This is a genomic window from Methanofollis sp. UBA420 (assembly GCF_002498315.1).
In the GTDB taxonomy this organism is placed as follows: Archaea; Halobacteriota; Methanomicrobia; order Methanomicrobiales; family Methanofollaceae; genus Methanofollis.
In genome coordinates, this window is sequence record NZ_DAGX01000005.1 from 372,654 (window position 1) to 389,170 (window position 16,517).

General features: G+C 61.6%; 19 protein-coding genes. 15 read left to right on the forward strand and 4 right to left on the reverse strand.

Annotated features, from left to right (window positions below; translation table 11 throughout):
* Nucleotides 1–137: 137 nt before the first annotated feature.
* From BP869_RS08030 to BP869_RS08045, 4 genes are all read left to right on the forward strand, one after another.
* Nucleotides 138–821 carry an endonuclease V gene (locus BP869_RS08030; RefSeq protein ID WP_342678541.1) on the forward strand — a complete coding sequence of 228 codons (684 nt, stop codon included), beginning with the start codon at nucleotides 138–140 and terminating at the stop codon, nucleotides 819–821.
* A 37-nt stretch (nucleotides 822–858) separates the two neighbouring features.
* Entirely contained in the window at nucleotides 859–3,465 is a 2,607-nt protein-coding gene (locus tag BP869_RS08035) for a heavy metal translocating P-type ATPase (RefSeq protein WP_342678543.1), read from the forward strand.
* Nucleotides 3,466–4,111: 646 nt separating this feature from the next.
* A complete protein-coding gene (locus BP869_RS08040) occupies nucleotides 4,112–4,600 on the forward strand; it encodes a pyruvoyl-dependent arginine decarboxylase (RefSeq protein WP_342679125.1) in 489 nt (162 codons plus the stop codon).
* A gap of 3 nt (nucleotides 4,601–4,603) precedes the next feature.
* Nucleotides 4,604–5,065, forward strand: coding sequence for a hypothetical protein (locus BP869_RS08045; RefSeq protein WP_342678544.1), 462 nt, complete (start codon nucleotides 4,604–4,606; stop codon nucleotides 5,063–5,065).
* Here the strand turns inward: BP869_RS08045 and proS are convergent.
* Genes proS through BP869_RS08060 form a run of 3 tightly spaced genes read right to left on the reverse strand, consistent with a single transcriptional unit; the run spans nucleotide 5,059 to nucleotide 7,910 of the window.
* Nucleotides 5,059–6,495, reverse strand: a complete 1,437-nt coding sequence (gene proS, locus BP869_RS08050) for a proline--tRNA ligase (protein WP_342678546.1) — start codon at nucleotides 6,493–6,495, stop codon at nucleotides 5,059–5,061. The genes BP869_RS08045 and proS overlap by 7 nt on opposite strands.
* A gap of 10 nt (nucleotides 6,496–6,505) precedes the next feature.
* Nucleotides 6,506–7,072 (reverse strand): stage II sporulation protein M, encoded by a 567-nt coding sequence (locus tag BP869_RS08055; protein WP_342678548.1) that lies wholly within the window; start codon nucleotides 7,070–7,072, stop codon nucleotides 6,506–6,508.
* Nucleotides 7,065–7,910: a DUF63 family protein gene (locus tag BP869_RS08060; protein ID WP_342678550.1), complete on the reverse strand. Its 846-nt coding sequence runs from the start codon at nucleotides 7,908–7,910 to the stop codon at nucleotides 7,065–7,067. Before BP869_RS08060 ends, BP869_RS08055 begins: the two co-directional genes overlap by 8 nt.
* Before the next feature lie 11 nt (nucleotides 7,911–7,921).
* Here BP869_RS08060 and BP869_RS08065 point away from each other — a divergent pair, with 11 nt between their 5' ends.
* Together BP869_RS08065 and BP869_RS08070 are read left to right on the forward strand one after the other, a co-directional pair.
* A complete protein-coding gene (locus BP869_RS08065; RefSeq protein WP_342678552.1) occupies nucleotides 7,922–9,001 on the forward strand; it encodes an NAD(P)-dependent glycerol-1-phosphate dehydrogenase in 1,080 nt (359 codons plus the stop codon).
* 6 nt (nucleotides 9,002–9,007) lie between these two features.
* Entirely contained in the window at nucleotides 9,008–9,457 is a 450-nt protein-coding gene (locus BP869_RS08070) for a UPF0179 family protein (protein ID WP_342678554.1), read from the forward strand.
* Here BP869_RS08070 and BP869_RS08075 read toward each other — a convergent pair whose 3' ends face one another.
* On the reverse strand, nucleotides 9,458–10,342 hold the full coding sequence (locus tag BP869_RS08075; RefSeq protein ID WP_067049221.1) for an ADP-ribosylglycohydrolase family protein: 885 nt from the start codon (nucleotides 10,340–10,342) through the stop codon (nucleotides 9,458–9,460).
* A 57-nt stretch (nucleotides 10,343–10,399) separates the two neighbouring features.
* Between BP869_RS08075 and BP869_RS08080 the strand changes: the two genes are divergently transcribed.
* The 9 genes from BP869_RS08080 to BP869_RS08120 all read left to right on the forward strand — a co-directional run bounded on the left by BP869_RS08080 (nucleotide 10,400) and on the right by BP869_RS08120 (nucleotide 16,393).
* The gene (locus BP869_RS08080) at nucleotides 10,400–10,672 is read left to right on the forward strand and encodes a UPF0058 family protein (RefSeq protein ID WP_235809566.1); all 273 of its coding nucleotides are present in this window, start codon (nucleotides 10,400–10,402) and stop codon (nucleotides 10,670–10,672) included.
* 5 nt (nucleotides 10,673–10,677) lie between these two features.
* A complete protein-coding gene (locus tag BP869_RS08085) occupies nucleotides 10,678–12,249 on the forward strand; it encodes a tRNA uridine(34) 5-carboxymethylaminomethyl modification radical SAM/GNAT enzyme Elp3 (protein ID WP_342678557.1) in 1,572 nt (523 codons plus the stop codon).
* Nucleotides 12,249–13,385, forward strand: a complete 1,137-nt coding sequence (gene priS, locus BP869_RS08090; protein ID WP_342678559.1) for a DNA primase catalytic subunit PriS — start codon at nucleotides 12,249–12,251, stop codon at nucleotides 13,383–13,385. The genes BP869_RS08085 and priS overlap by 1 nt, the downstream gene beginning before the upstream one ends.
* Nucleotides 13,382–14,077 (forward strand): hypothetical protein, encoded by a 696-nt coding sequence (locus tag BP869_RS08095; RefSeq protein WP_342678561.1) that lies wholly within the window; start codon nucleotides 13,382–13,384, stop codon nucleotides 14,075–14,077. Before priS ends, BP869_RS08095 begins: the two co-directional genes overlap by 4 nt.
* Nucleotides 14,078–14,230: 153 nt before the next feature.
* Nucleotides 14,231–14,509 (forward strand): 50S ribosomal protein L44e, encoded by a 279-nt coding sequence (locus tag BP869_RS08100; RefSeq protein WP_342678563.1) that lies wholly within the window; start codon nucleotides 14,231–14,233, stop codon nucleotides 14,507–14,509.
* Nucleotides 14,510–14,514: 5 nt separating this feature from the next.
* On the forward strand, nucleotides 14,515–14,703 hold the full coding sequence (locus BP869_RS08105) for a 30S ribosomal protein S27e (protein ID WP_067049209.1): 189 nt from the start codon (nucleotides 14,515–14,517) through the stop codon (nucleotides 14,701–14,703).
* Between the two features lie 9 nt (nucleotides 14,704–14,712).
* Complete coding sequence (locus BP869_RS08110; RefSeq protein WP_342678565.1) at nucleotides 14,713–15,501, forward strand: translation initiation factor IF-2 subunit alpha; 789 nt, start codon at nucleotides 14,713–14,715, stop codon at nucleotides 15,499–15,501.
* On the forward strand, nucleotides 15,498–15,659 hold the full coding sequence (locus tag BP869_RS08115; RefSeq protein WP_083523345.1) for an RNA-protein complex protein Nop10: 162 nt from the start codon (nucleotides 15,498–15,500) through the stop codon (nucleotides 15,657–15,659). Before BP869_RS08110 ends, BP869_RS08115 begins: the two co-directional genes overlap by 4 nt.
* The gene (locus BP869_RS08120) at nucleotides 15,647–16,393 is read left to right on the forward strand and encodes a proteasome assembly chaperone family protein (protein ID WP_342678568.1); all 747 of its coding nucleotides are present in this window, start codon (nucleotides 15,647–15,649) and stop codon (nucleotides 16,391–16,393) included. Before BP869_RS08115 ends, BP869_RS08120 begins: the two co-directional genes overlap by 13 nt.
* The last annotated feature ends 124 nt before the right edge of the window (nucleotides 16,394–16,517 follow it).

The window sequence follows — 16,517 nt, forward strand, 5'->3', positions numbered from 1 at the left end:
CCCCCCCCGGGCAACCGCCACTCCCGGATAGAGATTCTAGATGACCAGAAATTCAATGATTTTTTTCGAACTCACTCTCACTCTTTGCCCCCATCGCGACCACCCCCCCTTAAGTACCCCCACCCCCATCCCTCCTCGTGACACCGCGCCACGACCCCATCCCCTGGCCAACCGATCCTGCCGACGCCCTCGCCCTCCAGAAGGAACTGCGCAGCCAGGTGGTTCCCGCGGGGTCGCCTGAACCGATCCGTATCGCCGGACTCGACGCGGCGTACTCGGCCGACGGCAGGACGATCTTCGGGGCGGCCGCGGCCCTCGCCTGCCCCTCCCTCAGGTTCGTGGAGGGGGTGACAGCCGCGGTGCCGGTGACATTCCCCTACATCCCCGGCCTCTTCACCTTCAGGGAGGGGCCAGCCCTCCTCACCACCCTCGACCGGTTATCCTCCAGCCCCGACCTCCTGATGGTCCACGGCCACGGCATCGCCCATCCCCGGCGGTGCGGGATCGCCTCGCACCTCGGCGTCGTCACCGGCATCCCCTCGGTCGGCGTCGCCGACACCCTCCTCTGCGGCGAGGCAGGAGAGACGGGCGCACTGCGGGGGGCGACGGCGCCGGTGACGGAGAAGGGCGAGACGATCGGGTGTGCGGTGCGGACCAGCCCCTGCGTCAGGCCGGTCTACGTCTCCCCCGGCCACCTCATCGACATCGCCGGGGCCGTCAGGATAGTCCTCCTGACCACGCCCCGTTTCCGCACCCCCGAACCCCTGCGGGCCGCCCACCGCCTCGCCGCCCTCGCCCGAGACTCCGCCGCATTCCGGTGAGGGAGGGTTCATATCAGAAGATACCCAACAGGGGCGTATGGAGACGGAGGAAGAGAAACAGGAGGGCCAGACCCGGAAAGAGACCCTCAAGGTCTCTGGCATGCACTGCGCCACCTGTGCTCTCACCATCGAGAAGGCCCTGAAGACCATGGACGGGGTGAAGGGGGCCGCGGTGAACCTCGGCACCGAGCAGGCCTCCGTGGAGTACGACCCGGCGAAGGTGAGTGCGACCGAGATCGAGCAGGCCGTCGCGGGCGCGGGCTACGCGGTCGTCACCGGCAGAGCGACCCTCAAGGTCGGCGGCATGATGTGCGCCACCTGCGTGAAGACGATCGAGACGGCCCTGCAGGCCCTGCCCGGCGTCGTCTCGGCCACCGTCAACCTCGGGGCGGAGAGGGCCTATGTCGTCTACAACCCCGACACCGTCGGCATCCCTGAGATGAAGGCGGCGATCGAGGACGCCGGTTACCAGTACCTCGGCATGGAGGGGGAGGAGACGGGCGAGATCGAGAAGAAGGCCCGAGAGGCCGACCTCCGGGACAAAAAACGGCGCATCATCGTCGGCGCCGTCGCCTCCGCGGTGCTGATGGGGCTGATGTTTGCGATGCCCCCGGTGCCCGTGGCCATGCCCTACCTCCTCCTCGTCATCGCCACTCCCCCCTTCGTCTACCTCTCCGGGCCGATCTTCCTCGGTGCCTGGCGGGCCCTGAAGAACAGGACCCTGAACATGGACGTCATGTACTCGATGGGCATCGGCGTCGCCTTCGCGGCCTCGGTCCTCGGCACCTTCGGGATCGTCCTCACCACCGACTTCCTCTTCTACGAGACCGCCGTGATGCTCGCCACCTTCCTCACCCTCGGTCGGTACCTGGAGGCGCGGGCGAAGGGGCGGACAGGCGAGGCGATCGCCGCCCTCGTCCGCCTGCGGCCGAAGACCGCCACCGTCCTTGCTGACGGGAAGGAGGAGGAGAGGCCGATCGAAGAGGTCAGGCCGGGCGACGTCATCCTGATCAGACCGGGCGGGCAGGTGCCTGTCGACGGCACGGTCAGGAAGGGGGAGAGTTATGTGGACGAGTCGATGATCAGCGGCGAGCCCCTCCCTGTCGGGAAAGAGCCCGGGGGAAAAGTCGTCGGCGGCACCATCAACCAGGACGGCGTCCTCGAGGTCGAAGCCACGCGGGTGGGCAGGGACACCGTCCTCGCCCAGATCATCAGGCTCGTCGAGGAGGCGCAGGGTACCAGGCCCCCTGTCCAGAGGATCGCGGACACCGCCGTCACCTACTTCATCCCGGCCGTCCTCGCCGTCGCCGCGGCCGCGTTCCTCACCTGGTACTTTGTCCTCGACGCCACCCTCCTCTTCGCCCTCACCACCCTCATCTCGGTGCTCGTCATCGCCTGCCCCTGCGCCCTCGGCCTTGCGACCCCGACCGCGATCACCGTCGGCGTCGGCCGGGGTGCCGAACTCGGCATCCTGATCAAGAGCGGCGAGGCCCTGGAGTCAGCCGAGAACCTCACCACCGTTGCTTTCGACAAGACGGGCACCCTGACAAAGGGGAAGCCGGAGGTCACCGACGTCGTCGGCCTTGCGGCGGAGAAGAACGAGGTGCTCGCCCTTGCCGCGGGTGTAGAAAGGAACTCGCAGCACCCGGTCGCCACGGCCATCGTTGGGTCTGCCGGAGAGCGGGGCCTCGCCATCCCGGAGAGCACGGATTTCGACACCGTGCGGGGGAAGGGCGTCGTCGCCGTCGTCGAGGGCAGGCAGGTCGCCCTCGGCAACAGGGCCCTCCTCGCGGAGAGGATGATCACGCCTTCCGGCGAAGCGGCGGATGCTGCGGAACGCCTCGAAGAGGAGGGAAAGACCGTCTCCTTCCTCGCGGCCGACGGCAGGGTGCTCGGCGTCCTCGCCGTCGCCGACACCCTGAAGCCCACCGCCATGCAGGCGGTCGCCGCCCTGAAAAAGATGGGCCTATCCGTCGTGATGGTCACCGGGGACAACGAGAGGACGGCACATGCCATCGCCGGCATGATCGGGATCGACCGCGTCCTCGCCGAGGTGCTCCCGGACGAGAAGGCCGCCGAGGTGAGGGCGCTCCAGGACCGGGGCGACAGGGTCGCCTTCGTCGGCGACGGCATCAACGACGCCCCGGCCCTCGCCCAGGCCGACCTCGGGATCGCCATCGGCGGCGGGACCGACGTCGCCATCGAGAGCGGCGACGTGGTCCTCGTCAAAGACGACCTGACAGACGTGCCTGCCGCGATCCAGCTCTCCCAGAAGACGATCGGCCGGGTGAAGATGAACCTCTTCTGGGCCTTCGCCTACAATGCCGCCCTCATCCCCGTCGCCGCCGGCGTCCTGTACCCCGCGTTCGGCATCACCTTCAGGCCCGAACTCGCCGGCCTCGCCATGGCCGCGAGTTCGGTCACCGTCGTGACGCTCTCCCTCCTCCTCAAAGGTTATATGCCGGAGGCGAAAAGAGGGAAGACGGAGGAAAGAGGCATGGAGATCGATCCGGTCTGCAAGATGAAGGTCGACCCGACGACCGCCCGGCACACGAGCGACTACAAGGGGAAGAAGTACTACTTCTGTGCACCGGGGTGCAAGAAGGCGTTCGAGGCAGAGCCAGAGAAGTATTTGAAAGGGTGAGGGCGGGAGAGAAACTCTTCCCCTCTATTCACAGGGGCATCGGGGCTGGTCTGATAAAGACTTGTCAGAACTCAGGGTCGAGATAGTAGACCCCATTCTTATCGTAGATCATGACCTCCTCCTCGACATAGACAGATATTCCATTTTTAGTGTAGACCGTAACCTCATCATTATCACTCCAGAAAATATTCTGTGTTCCTGACAGAGAATACGTTGATGAGAGATATCCTAGTTATAGCATAATCGTCAACATATCATTCTATTGCAAATAAGCAGCCTCAAAAAGCAGTCATGGACAGAGAACGCTCGCCACACAGCCCAGTATTCACAACCATCACCTTGTCGACGGAGAAACCTGCGGGAGAGGTTGAAGTACAGGACATCCAGACGACTGGCACGTTCGAAAGTACCCTTCGGCCTTCAGGCACACCTCCCTGGAAAGCATCATCACCGAACACCTCCGCCCGGCAAACAGATACGCGGATAAAAATATAATCGGCTCAAAGATTCGATTAAACAGATATAATCGGATAATATCACGAAATCTCGAAAATATTCTGCAAAGAAATATACTTTTAAGTAGAGGGGGACACAAATAGAGAAGCAATTCATTCCATGGGTGATATAGGGGTTGACCAGAACATTTGTGCCAAAAAGGGTGTTTTTTACCTGCGGCGTGGGACGGGACTCCGAGTACCTCGGGTCCTTTGAGATGGCTCTCAGAGCAGCGAAGATCGAGTGTTACAATCTCGTGACAGTCAGTTCGATCCTACCGCCAAAGTGCCGGATCATCCCGCGTGAGGAGGGTCTTCTCGACCTCGAACCAGGGAGCGTCGTCTTCACGGTTATGTCCAGGATCGCCTCCAACGAGCCCCACCGCAGGATCTCCGCATCGATCGGGGTCGCAATCCCCCAGAACATGGAGGAGGAATGGGGTTACTTCGCCGAGCACCATGCATTCGGTGACGACAAGGAAAAGGCCGGGCAGTACGCCGAGCACCTTGCGTACAACATGTACCGGAGCATCACCGACAAAACGCCGGAAAAAACTTTAAATATCACTGAAAGCGCAATCGTGGACGAGGACGGCAGATGGACGACCGTCCTCGCGGCTGCAGTCTTCCTCATGGAGTAATATATGACATCACGTACACGCGCCCACCACACCATCTGTCCGTACTGCAACGAAGAGGTCTATCTCGAGGAGTTGATCGGAGGGAAGTGCCCCCTCTGCGGCGGCACCCTCGAAGACCCGGAGGACGACATCGAGGTCGATGAGGACGGCATCGAGCGCTCCGACCTCTCGTGGCTCATCTGCCACTACTTCCTCTTTAAGAAACTGGACGAACTCGGCGCGAACCCCCTCCAGATCATGCAGGTGATCCAGCGGTTCGACGAGGAGGACATCTTCGGGGAGGACGCCACGGCGACGACCTCTTTCGAGGTCGAAGTCCCCTTCCGCCGCCTGGAACGGTTCATACCCAGGCACTGCGCCTCCTGCGGCAAACTCTTCGTCAGGGGCGGGAAAAAAGTGATCGCGGGGGATGCGGGCAGGCCGGGTTTCACCGTCGCCTACCACTGCCCCCACTGCTCTCAGTAAGTCCGGGCAATTACCGTCGACGTGCCGGGGCGACCGCAAACAATGCAGCGCCCCTCTGTCTTCGTGACATGCGGGCTCCTGACCTCTGTGCCAAGGACGCTCGCATTCGTCTCTTTTTCGATTCTTTCTGCACACGCCTCGTCGCCGCACCAGTGTACGACGGCAATGCCCGTCTCGACCGCCCGGACCGCCTCTTCGACGCTCTCCGCAGGAACGAGGTGGGAGGTGAGGAAGGCCTCGGCCTTCTCCCGCAGGCGCAGGGAAAATGCCGCACAGATCTCCGGGATGCGCACGACGATCTCGTCGCGCTTCACCGCCATCTTCTCGCCGTCCCGCGTGGCGACGACGACCGTGCCGGCATCCAGGTCGCGGGGGCCGACCTCGATGCGCAGGGGCACGCCCCGCATCTCCCAGTGGTAATACTTCGCGCCGGGCCGCATATCGCGGTCGTCCACCTTCACCCGGAGACCGGAGGCTTCGAGTTCGTCCTTCAGGGCCGCAGCCGCGGCCACGACCTCGTCGGCCCGCTTCTTCATGATGATCGGGATGATCACCGCCTGCACGGGCGCCACCTTCGGCGGCAGGACAAGGCCCCTGTCGTCGCCGTGGACACCGATCGTCGCCGCAATGCACCGTTCCGAGATGCCGTAGCAGGTCTGGGAGACGAACTGCCTCTCGCCGTTCGCGTCCTCGTAGGTGATATCGTAGGTCTTCGAGAAATGGTCGCCAAGGTGGTGGGCGGTCCCGACCTGGAGGGTTCTGCCATCGGGCATCAGGGCGTCCACGGCCATCGTGTAGTCGGCGCCCGGGAACTTGTCCCAGTCAGGCCGCTTCGAGATGATCACCGGGATGCCGAGGTCATCGTAGAAGCGCGTGTACAGGGAGAGTGCGATCTCGACCTGGGCCGCTGCTTCCTCCCAGGTTGCATGAGCCGTGTGCGCCTCCTTGAAGGAGGTGATCTCGCGGAGGCGGATCAGGGGCCGGGTGTGCTTCGTCTCGTACCTGAAGGTATTGACGATCTGGTACACCTTGATGGGCAGGTCGGCGTGCGACCTGACCCAGAGGGAGAACATCGGGTAGATCGCCGTCTCGCTCGTCGGCCGCAGGGCAAGAGGGATATCAAGTTCTGAAAGGCCGCCGTGGGTGACCCAGTAGACCTCCTCCTCGAAGCCCTTGATGTGCTCGGCCTCCTTCATGAACTCGGTTTTGGGGATGAGGAGGGGAAAGAGAGTCTCTTCATGGCCAGACCGGTCCAGGAGATCGCGGAGGATCGCATAGGTGTGACGCCGCAGGCCGAAGCCGAAGGGGTACCAGACGTACAGGCCCTTGACCGGGTACCTGACGTCCATGATCTCGGCACGCCAGAGCACGTCATTGTACCAGGCGGAAAAGTCGGATTTTAGGGGAAGTGAACCGCTCTCTTCTTCCATGAAAGTAACCTCAAACTACTAAATGTAGGAGTGCGGGCGTTATAAAGGCCTCTATAATAGCCGCCACGGCAAGAAGGGGCACGACAATGCGGAGAAAGAGGCCACCCAACCGGGCGGCATCGGCCGCCGCGTCCCCCTGCCCCCTGGCGTCGGCAAAGACGGAACGGGCAAGGGCGAGGCCGAGGGCCGCGGCGATGAAGATGGCCGGGATTTCGAAGATCCCGTGAGGGGCGAGCCCTGCAAGGAGGCCGAGAGGTCCGACCTTCTCCGCGATCTGGTCGGCAAAGAGGCCGATCACGAGGCCGTTCGAGAAGAGGATGAAGAAGGTCAGGAGGCCGAAAGTGGCGCCGCCAAGGAAGAGGAGGACGCAGGCCTGCAGGTTGTTCAGGAAGATCTTCACGGCGAGCATGACAGGACTGTCGCCGAGGATCTGGGAGAAGACACCCTCCATAATCGTCTTCAGGATCTGGTCTGCCGCCGGGTCTCCCGAGGCGGCGAGGCCATAGCCCGCGGCGATGCCGACAGAGAAGATGACGACCGTCGCGGCAAGATAGGGGAGGAACTCCCGCCTAGACATAGATCACCATCCTCATCATGTCCCTGATACCGGGCGCCATGCCGACGACGATCATCGCAAGGATCACCAGGTGCCAGAAGGCGGGGTTCCCCTCCTTCCGGTACATTTCAAGGACATATATCGCGGGGATGATCACGGCGAGTTTCAAGGGGAACATCGAAAAGGCCGTCCCTGTCCACTCGATCAGGTGGGAACCGACGACATGCTGCTCCACATAAGCCATGGGGTGGAGGTCGATCCCGAAACTCGTGGCGCTCGCGTCGAGCATGTGGCCGGCGATGAGGAGAGTGTACAGGGGGTCGGCGACGTACTCCCAGTGGAGGACGTACCTGAGGAAACCCCAGACCGCCGCGGTCGAGACCGCCGCCATCGCCGGGATCGCAAAGAGGACGACGAAGTCGATCCTGGTGTTGACCGTACCCCACCCGAGGAGGAGAAGCGTCGTCGCTACCGAAAGGGCGATGCCAATCCATCCGTAGACCCGTATCGAGTCGGCGACAAGACCCTTCATCTCCAGGATGCGGGAGAGGAAGAGTGCGATGACGGTGATGAAGAAGACCACGAAGAAGATGATGGGCGTGATCAGGAGGAAGTGGGCGTCCGACGTGATCATCCCGGTGTCCTCGACGACCCGCAGAAGACCGCCGAGCACGACGAAGGGGATCGTCGAGAGTGTGAAACGCCGGTCGACCTCGATCCCGAAACGGCGGAGGCCGCGATAGACGAGCCAGACCGAAAAGATGAGGATGAGGGCGTAGGTGAGCGTATCGACGATCGTGTACGGCTGGCCGTACCTGATCGGATCGATGTAGTATTTGTAGAGGAACTCCCTAATCATCTGTGATCTCAATGGACGGAGAGGATATTAAAGTACTCAGGGAGAAGGTCTTTGACAAGTCCAGATGGATGCAGCTCCCCAGAGACATCCTCATCGGGCATAACGTCCTCAGGGAGATACCTTCGGTCTGTAAGGACCTCTGTTTCGGCTCCCATGCCCTCCTTCTCGCCGGAGAACATACGATGACCGTTGCCGGAGACGAGATCGTCTCCCTCCTCGCGGACACCTGCGATGTGAAGACCTGCATCGTCGGTTCGAACACCGCGGCCGACATTGCACGGATCGAGAGGGAAGGTGCCGGCGCCGACTTCATCATCGGGGTCGGGGGGGGGCGGGTGATCGACACCGCCAAGATCGTCTCGTACAACCTTGACCGCCAGTTCATCTCGGTCCCGACGGCCGCCGCCCACGACGGCATCGCCTCGTCGCGGGCAAGCATCCCGACCCCCGAGGGGAGCGTCTCCCTGAGCGCCCACCCCCCCATCGCGGTCGTGGCCGACACCGGGATCATCGCCGCCGCACCTCCCCGCCTCCTTGCCGCGGGGTGCGCCGATATCATCTCGAACTACACCGCGATCCTGGACTGGGAACTCGCCCACCGCCTGCGGGGCGAACCCCTCTCCGAGTACGCGATGGCCCTCTCGAAGATGACCGCCGAGATCATCGTGAAAAACGCCGACGTGATCAGCGGCCTGACCGAGGAGAGCGCCTGGATCGTCATGAAGGCCCTCGTCTCCTCAGGCGTTGCCATGAGTATCGCCGGGTCGTCCAGACCTGCGAGTGGCGGCGAGCACAAGTTCTCCCACGCCCTTGATCGGATCGCACCGGGAAAGGCGCTCCACGGGGAACAGTGCGGCGTCGGGGCGATCATCACGATGTACCTCCACGGCGGAGACTGGCGGTGGATACGGGACTCTTTGAAGAGGATCGGGGCGCCGACAACACCGGCAGAACTCGGGATCGACGATGCAATCGCGGTCGAGGCGGTCCTTGCGGCACGCACCATCAGGCCCGAACGTTTCACCATCCTGGACATGGGCCTCTCGAAAGAGAATGCCGAACGGATCATCAGGATGCTGTACGAGGAGTGATATGGTATGGCAGAAACAAAACCGAAAGTGACCCTGATTGGGAGATGCCTGGCAGAAAAAGGGCTCGAATTCGTGTACGAGGGGCAGGTGGCCATGTGCCAGACCTGCAAACTCCTGAAGGTGTGCCACAACCTCCAGCCAGGAAAAAAATACCAGATCGTCGAGATACGGAAGAACACCGATCAGGACTGCCCTATCCACCGCGACGGCATCTGCGCCGTCGAGGTGATCGAGGCGCCGATCGTCACCCTCATCCCGGCAGACCGGGCGATCCTCAACTCGACGGTCAGGTATGAACCTGTCTGCACAAAGACCGACTGCCGGGGTTACCTTCTCTGTCACCCCGACGGCATCATTGAAGGGGAGAAGTACCTTGTCGCAAAGGTGCTCGGCAATGCCCCCGACGTCTGCGAGAAGGGAAAGAACCTGAAACTCGTCGAACTCAGGCCTGTCTGATCAGGCGTGCTCCGCAGCGGCCCAGAGCCGCTGCGCCAGGGCAAGGAGCTGGCCGGTGTGCCTGAAACCCACGAGCCAGCGGTGGGGTATGGTGGAAAAACCGTAACAGGCACCGGCAAGGGCACCGGCGATCGCCCCGACGGTATCAGCGTCGCCCCCCAGGTTGACGGCCCGCAACACCGTCTTTTCAAAACCGTCAGCACTCATGAAGACGGCGACGGCGCAGTGGGTGGTCTGGACGGCGTCGAGAGAAGGTTCGAGGGGCCAGGCATGGAAGTTCCCGACCCGTTCAAGCACCTCCGGGTTCTCGCAGCGGTCGAGGGCGTGACAGAAGGCGCTGACCTTCGGCATCCCCCGGCACATCTCCGAGATCATCAGGTTCACGAAGGCCGAGCATTCCCCGGCGACAGGGTCATGGTGAGTGAGGGCCGAGCAGGCAAGGCTCATCTCTCGCACACGGACAGGCGCATAATAGATCCCGAGCGGCGGCCCACGCATCACGCTCCCGTTGGTCCTGCTCCCCCTGTTATGGATATGAGCGATCCGGGCCGCGTCTTCAGGGCTGAAACCCTCCTTAATGAGGGAGAAGACCATCCGCGAGGTGGGGCCGTAGTACTCCGGCGCGCGATCAAAACCCGTAATGAGGCGTTCTACGAAGTCTTCGGGCAAAAAGCCCCTGCAAAAGACGAGGGACTGGGCCAGCCCCACGGCCTGCAGGGTGTCGTCGGTATATTCGCCCCGTGTCATGCCGTGGATCCCTCCGCCGACCATATTTGTCACGGTTTTTTCCGGCGGCGGGAGGCCTTCGAGGGGCGCACCCAACGCGTCCCCCACTGCCAGTCCAAGGAGCGTGCCTGCTGCATTCTGGTAGGGGAATATAAACATCACCAATAAGTTATATCAACCTCCGAAAAAATGTATTTTTTGAAGTTAGGTGATTGCGTGCAGAAGGAAGAGTTGCTCCATTTACACATGTTGCTGATGCACATCAAGAAGTATTACGAGACCACCACAGGAGAGGAGGTCTACACCCCCGACTATGATGTGCTTCATGTATCCCCTGCCCATATCCACAAGAACAAGATCACTCATAAAAAAGCGATCCTCGCCCTTGGTGAAGACCTCGTTCACCAGCTGCGGACAACCCCACACCTCCGCCAGCTGGAGAACATGCACGAAGCGACCACTAATGAGGTCGTAATGCAAGAACATTAACCGGTATGGATGATGTCGAAATCTACCGGGAGATAATCTCCCGGATCTCTTCTTCCCCCTGCGACCCCGCAGACCTCCAGCGGATCAAGATCGAGGTCTGTCGGGAGCACAGTTGTGCGGTGGTCCCAAAAAACTCTGCCATTCTTGCCGCAGCCACCCCACAAGAGGCAAAGCGGCTCCGTCGCCTCCTCCTGGTCAAGCCGACGCGGACGATCTCAGGCGTCGCCCCGGTGGCCGTGATGACCTCGCCCGCACCCTGTCCGCACGGGAAATGTCTCCCCTGCCCGGGCGGGCCTGACCACCCCTTCCACTCGCCCCAGAGTTATACGGGGCAGGAACCTGCGGCCCTGCGGGGCGCCCAGAACGGGTACGACCCCTATGAACAGGTGCAGGCGCGTCTCTCCCAGCTTGAGGCCCTCGGCCACTATGTGGACAAGGCCGAACTGATCGTGATGGGCGGGACGATCACGGCACGGCCACGGGAGTACCAGGAAGAGTTTGTCGCATCCTGTATCCATGCAATGAACGAGTACGGCACCGGGACGCACCGGCCCCTCCCCCCCATGGACGAGGTCTTCGCCGGGAACGAGCGCGCGGGGGTGCGGTGCATCGCCGCCACTTTCGAGACGCGGCCAGACTGGTGCCGGAGGGAGCACATTAACGGCATGCTCGACCTCGGGGTGACCAAGGTGGAGCTCGGGGTCCAGCACACCGACGACGGGATCCTCGCCTTCAACAGACGGGGCTGTACTGTCGGGGACGCCGTGGAGGCAAACACAATGCTCCGCAATGCCGGGATCAAGGTCGGTTTCCATATCATGCCGAACCTGCCCGGGAGCGACCTCGAAGAGGACAGGGAGATGTTCCGGACCCTCTTCGACGACGAACGGTTCAGGCCGGACTTCCTGAAGATTTACCCGACGCTCGTCACGCCGGGATCGGAGATCGAAGCGCTCTGGCAACGCGGCGAGTATGCACCGTACCCGGAAGACGATCTGGTCGGGCTCATCGCCCATGCGAAGGCCCTCCTCCCCGAGTATGTCCGTCTCCAGCGGGTCCAGCGCGACATCCCGGCACGACTGATCGTGGCCGGGTCGCACCACTCCAACTTCAGGCAGCTCGCGCAGGAACGGCTCAGGGCAGAGGGGGGGACATGCCGGTGCATCAGGTGCCGGGAGGCCGGCCGGCACCCGGCCGGTGCTGAACCGTCCTTCCGCGACCTCGCATACCGGTGCTGCGGCGGCGAGGAGCACTTCATCCAGGCCGAATCAGGGGACGCCCTGATCGGGTTTGCGCGCCTCAGGTACCCGGGCGAAACCTTCAGAGTCGAGCTTGATGGGGCTGCCCTCCTGCGCGAACTCCATGTGTACGGGATGATGGTCCCGATCGGAGAGGACGGCGAGAAGGGAGAGTTCCAGCACCGGAGTTTTGGCAAAGAACTTCTTGCCAGGGCCGAAGAGATGGCGGCGGAGAAGGGATACGAAAAGCTCGCCATCAACAGCGGTATCGGGGTCCGCCCATACTACCGGAGTCAGGACTATGAACGTGAAGGTCCATACATGGTAAAGAGGCTTTGATGAAACCCGCAACCCTCGAATTCGTCCGGCAACGCTTCATGTCGTATTACCAGCAGGGTCACCTCAGTGTCCCGCCGGCGCTCGAACACCGGGAGTGGGGGTTCATCTTCTTCGACGCAAAGCCCGAAGTGCGGATGCGGCGGCACCTCGGCTTCGGCTCACGGGACGAGTGTCTGGAGTACATCAGGTCGATGGTCCCGGCCCATGCCTATTATTCGACGGCGTACTACACGAACCCGGCCGCGGGGACGATGGGGGAGAAGGGATGGACAGGGGCCGACCTGATCTTCGACATCGACGCCGACCACCTCATCCGCGGCGTGCCCTATGATGCCATGCTCGCCCGGGTGAAGGAGGAGACAGAGAAACTCCTCGACATGCTCACCGGTGAACTCGGCTTTTCGGCGCGCACCCTCTCCCTTGTCTTCTCGGGCGGGCGGGGCTACCATGTCCATGTGCGCGACCCGAGGGTGAGGAGTTGGGAGAGCCGCGAACGGCGCGAGGTCGTGGACTACCTCTGCGGGACCGGAATCGAGCCGCAGATGCTCTTCGCCGCGGGGAACGGATCTTCCGGGTGGCAGAGGCGTTTTTCCGTCGCCATGAAGATCTACGCGGACCGGCTTCTCGCCGGCGGCGAGAAGGCCGCCCTGAAACACCTCAAGGGAATGAAAGGGGTCGGCGAGACCTATGCCGGCCGGTTCCTCGGGGCCTTGCAGAACTTCGGCGGCGACGAGAAGGAGCGCCCCACCGACGCACTCCTCACCTCACCGGTGATGCAGACTCTTCTCTCCGCGGAAGGGGGCGAACTGCTTCCCCTCCTCAAAAGTCAGGCGGCCCTCGTCGATGAACCGGTGACGACCGACATCAAACGGCTGATCAGGATGCCGACCTCCCTCCACGGCGGGAGCGGCCTCCGGGTCGTCGAGATCCCGCCTGCTGACCTCGCCGACTTCGACCCCCTTGTCGACGCCGTCGTCTTCGGGGAGCGCGAGGTGAAGATCGATCTTGCCTTCCCGCTCGCGATGCCGATTCTCGGGAACACCTGGAAACTGAGAAAAGGTACGAACGTCGTCCCCGAAGCTCTCGCGGTTTTCCTCTGCTGCCGCGGGATCGCCGAGATCGGAGGCAGGGCATGAGCGACTTCCTCAATGACATCCGCCTGATCGTCTGGAACGAGAAGGAGAGCGGAAAACTCTCCGAGATCCCCGGCGACCTCTTCAGAAACGGACAGAAGAGCCTTGAAGAGATCCAGGCGCGTATCAGGGAGTTTGCCAACCCGCTCTCCGAGGAGGCGGCAGAACTCCTCGACCAGTACCACAGTACCCGGGAAACGCTCAACACGATCATCAAACTCCGCCTCAAGAAGATCCTCAAACTTGCCGAGGCCCAGATCGAGGAGCGGTACTATGACAAGGAGGAGGTGAAACTGATGCTCCCTCCCGAGCGGGCCATGTTCGACGCAGTCTGCCGGGAGATCGGCGTCTGCCGGGACACCCTCATGGGAGAGCCCGGAGGAGAGGCGGCCGTCGTGAAAGAGGTCATCAAGGAAGACCTCCCGGCAGAGATAGGCACACCCTTCGATTTCGGGGAGGAGGCCTTCTTTGAGGATGAGGGTCCGGTGGCGCCGGCGGCACCCGAAGAGAAAGCCGCAGCCGAAGCCACAGACAAAACCGCCGTCGTACTCATGAAGCAGGATGTGCCAGGATTCATGGGGCTCGACGGCCGGACGTACGCCCTCGAGGAGGAGGACATCGTCACCCTTCCGAAGGGGAACGCGGAGGTCCTCTGCGAACGCAACATAGCCTTAAATATAAGGCTTATCAAATAATACAGGTATTCGAGAGAATAGTTTCGGAATATGGCCGCGGAAAAAATCTTCCGGATCTTTGCCGGTTTGGGATTTCCCGCGGGGAAAAGCGTATTCCGGCACTGCCGAAACGGCCCGTAACCGGGCCGAAAGAGATCACGAGGGGCTTATATCATGAAGATGCCAGCAAAATTCAAGGCCTACTGTCCGTTCTGCAGATCGCACGAGACGCATGAAGTTGAAAAGGTGAAAAAGGGACGCACCAGCGGCCTGCACTGGATCGACCGGCAGAAGGCGCGCAGAGGTAAAGTAGGTAACATGGGCAAGTACTCCAAGGTGCCCGGCGGCGACAAGCCGACCAAGAAGGTCAATGTCAGGTACCGCTGCACGAAGTGCGGGAAGGCGCACCTCCGCGCAGGCTGGAGATCAGGCAAATTCGAAATTGTGGAGTGAGAGATATGGTACGTCAGCACCGTGAAAACAGAAGCAAATTCCTCAGGGTCAAGTGCCCGGACTGCGAAAATGAACAGGTGATCTTCGAGAAGGCCAGCACGGTCGTGGACTGTGCAGTCTGCGGGCATGTGCTCGCCGAGCCGACCGGCGGGAAGGCAAAGATCAACGCAGAGATCAAGGCCGAACTCCAGTGAGACCGTCCGATGCATGAACTGAATGAATGGCCGGAAGAAAGCGAACTCGTCGTTTGTACGGTAGAGGACGTTAAGGACTTCGTGGCATTTGTGCGTCTGGACGAATACGAGAACAAGAAAGGGCTCATCCACATCTCCGAGGTCGCCACCGGCTGGATCAAGCATATCCGCGACTTTGTCCGTGAAGGGCAGAAGATCGTCTGCAAGGTGCTCAATGTCGACGCCGACCGCGGGCACATCGATCTCTCCCTCAAGGACGTCAACGACCACCAGAGGCGGGAAAAGATCCAGGAGTGGAAGAACGAGCAGAAGGCCGAGAAGTGGATCGGTTTTGTCGCCAATGACACCGGCGCCGACCTCCATACGATCACAGAGGCCTTTTACTCCTCCTACGGCCTGCTGTACCCGGCTTTCGAGGATATCGTCATAAGCGGCGAAGCGACCCTCACAAAATTCGGTTTCTCAAAGCAGGTCAACGACGCTCTGCTGGTCGTCGCCAACGAGAACGTGAAGATCCCGAAGGTGACGATCACCGGCACCCTTGTCCTCTCATCGACGAAACCTGACGGCGTGAACATCATCAGGCGGGCTCTCAGGAGCGCACAGCCGAAGATCGACGATGTCGATATCGAACTCACCTATTTCGGTGCGCCGAATTACCGGGTCAAGGTCACCGCCCCGGACTATAAGCGGGCTGAGAAAGCCATCGAGAAGGCTTCCAGATCCGCGATCGGCGTCATGGAGCGGGCGGGCGACACCGGCAAGTTCGTCAGAAAACAAAAGGCAAAGAGTGCATGAGCGGGCGGATCAGGTATTGCGAGCATGACCGCCGCTATACCCTATTTTTAACCTGCCCGATCTGCGGGTCGCCGACACGGTCGGCTCACCCCGCACGGTATTCACCGCAGGACCGGTACGGTGACTACCGGAGAGAGGCAAAACGATGGATGACATAAATATTGACTTTTTAACAGAAGACGAGGTCAAGGCCGATGTCCTCATCGAAGGACTGCCGGGCATCGGACAGGTCGGCAAACTCGTCGTCGAGCACATGATCCAGGAGCTCGGGGCTGAGAAGATCGTCGACATCACCTCCATCTTCCTCCCGCCGCAGGTGCTCATCGAACCCGGCGGACGTGTCCGCCTCCCGAACAACGAGGTGTACCTCTGGAAGAACGACGAAGGGCAATCGATCGCTTTCCTCATTGGTGACTTCCAGAGCACCTCGAACGAGGGGCACTACCTCCTCTGCGAGGCCTACCTCGACATCGCCGAGGAGCTCGGGGTGAAGAGGATCTACACCCTCGGCGGCTATGGTGTCGGCCACCTCACCGAGGAGTCGAGAGTCCTCGGGGCGGCCAACGACGAGAGCCTTGCCGCAGGGATCGTCGTCGCCGGGGGCGTCATGACCGGCGAGGAGCCCGGCGGGATCGTCGGTGCTTCGGGTCTGCTTCTCGGCCTTGCTGCCATGCGGGATATCGAGGGGATCTGCCTGATGGGTGAGACACCGGGATATGTCGTCGACCCGAAGAGCGCAACCGCCGTCCTTGCCGTCCTCTGCCGTCTCCTCGGGATCACGGTCGACGCCACCCGGCTTGCCGAGCATGCCGCCGAGGTGGAGAAGATCCTGGCGAAGTACGAAGAGATGGAAAAAGGGCGGGAAGAAGAAAAACTGACCTATATCGGATAATTTTTTTCTCTTTTTTTAAGGCGCGTTCATTGCACGGACGAGCGATAGCGAGTTTGAGAAAGTGAAAAATGCAGAGCATTTTCCTGAACAGGCAAATGTTTCATTTGCCATGAACGGGAAAATC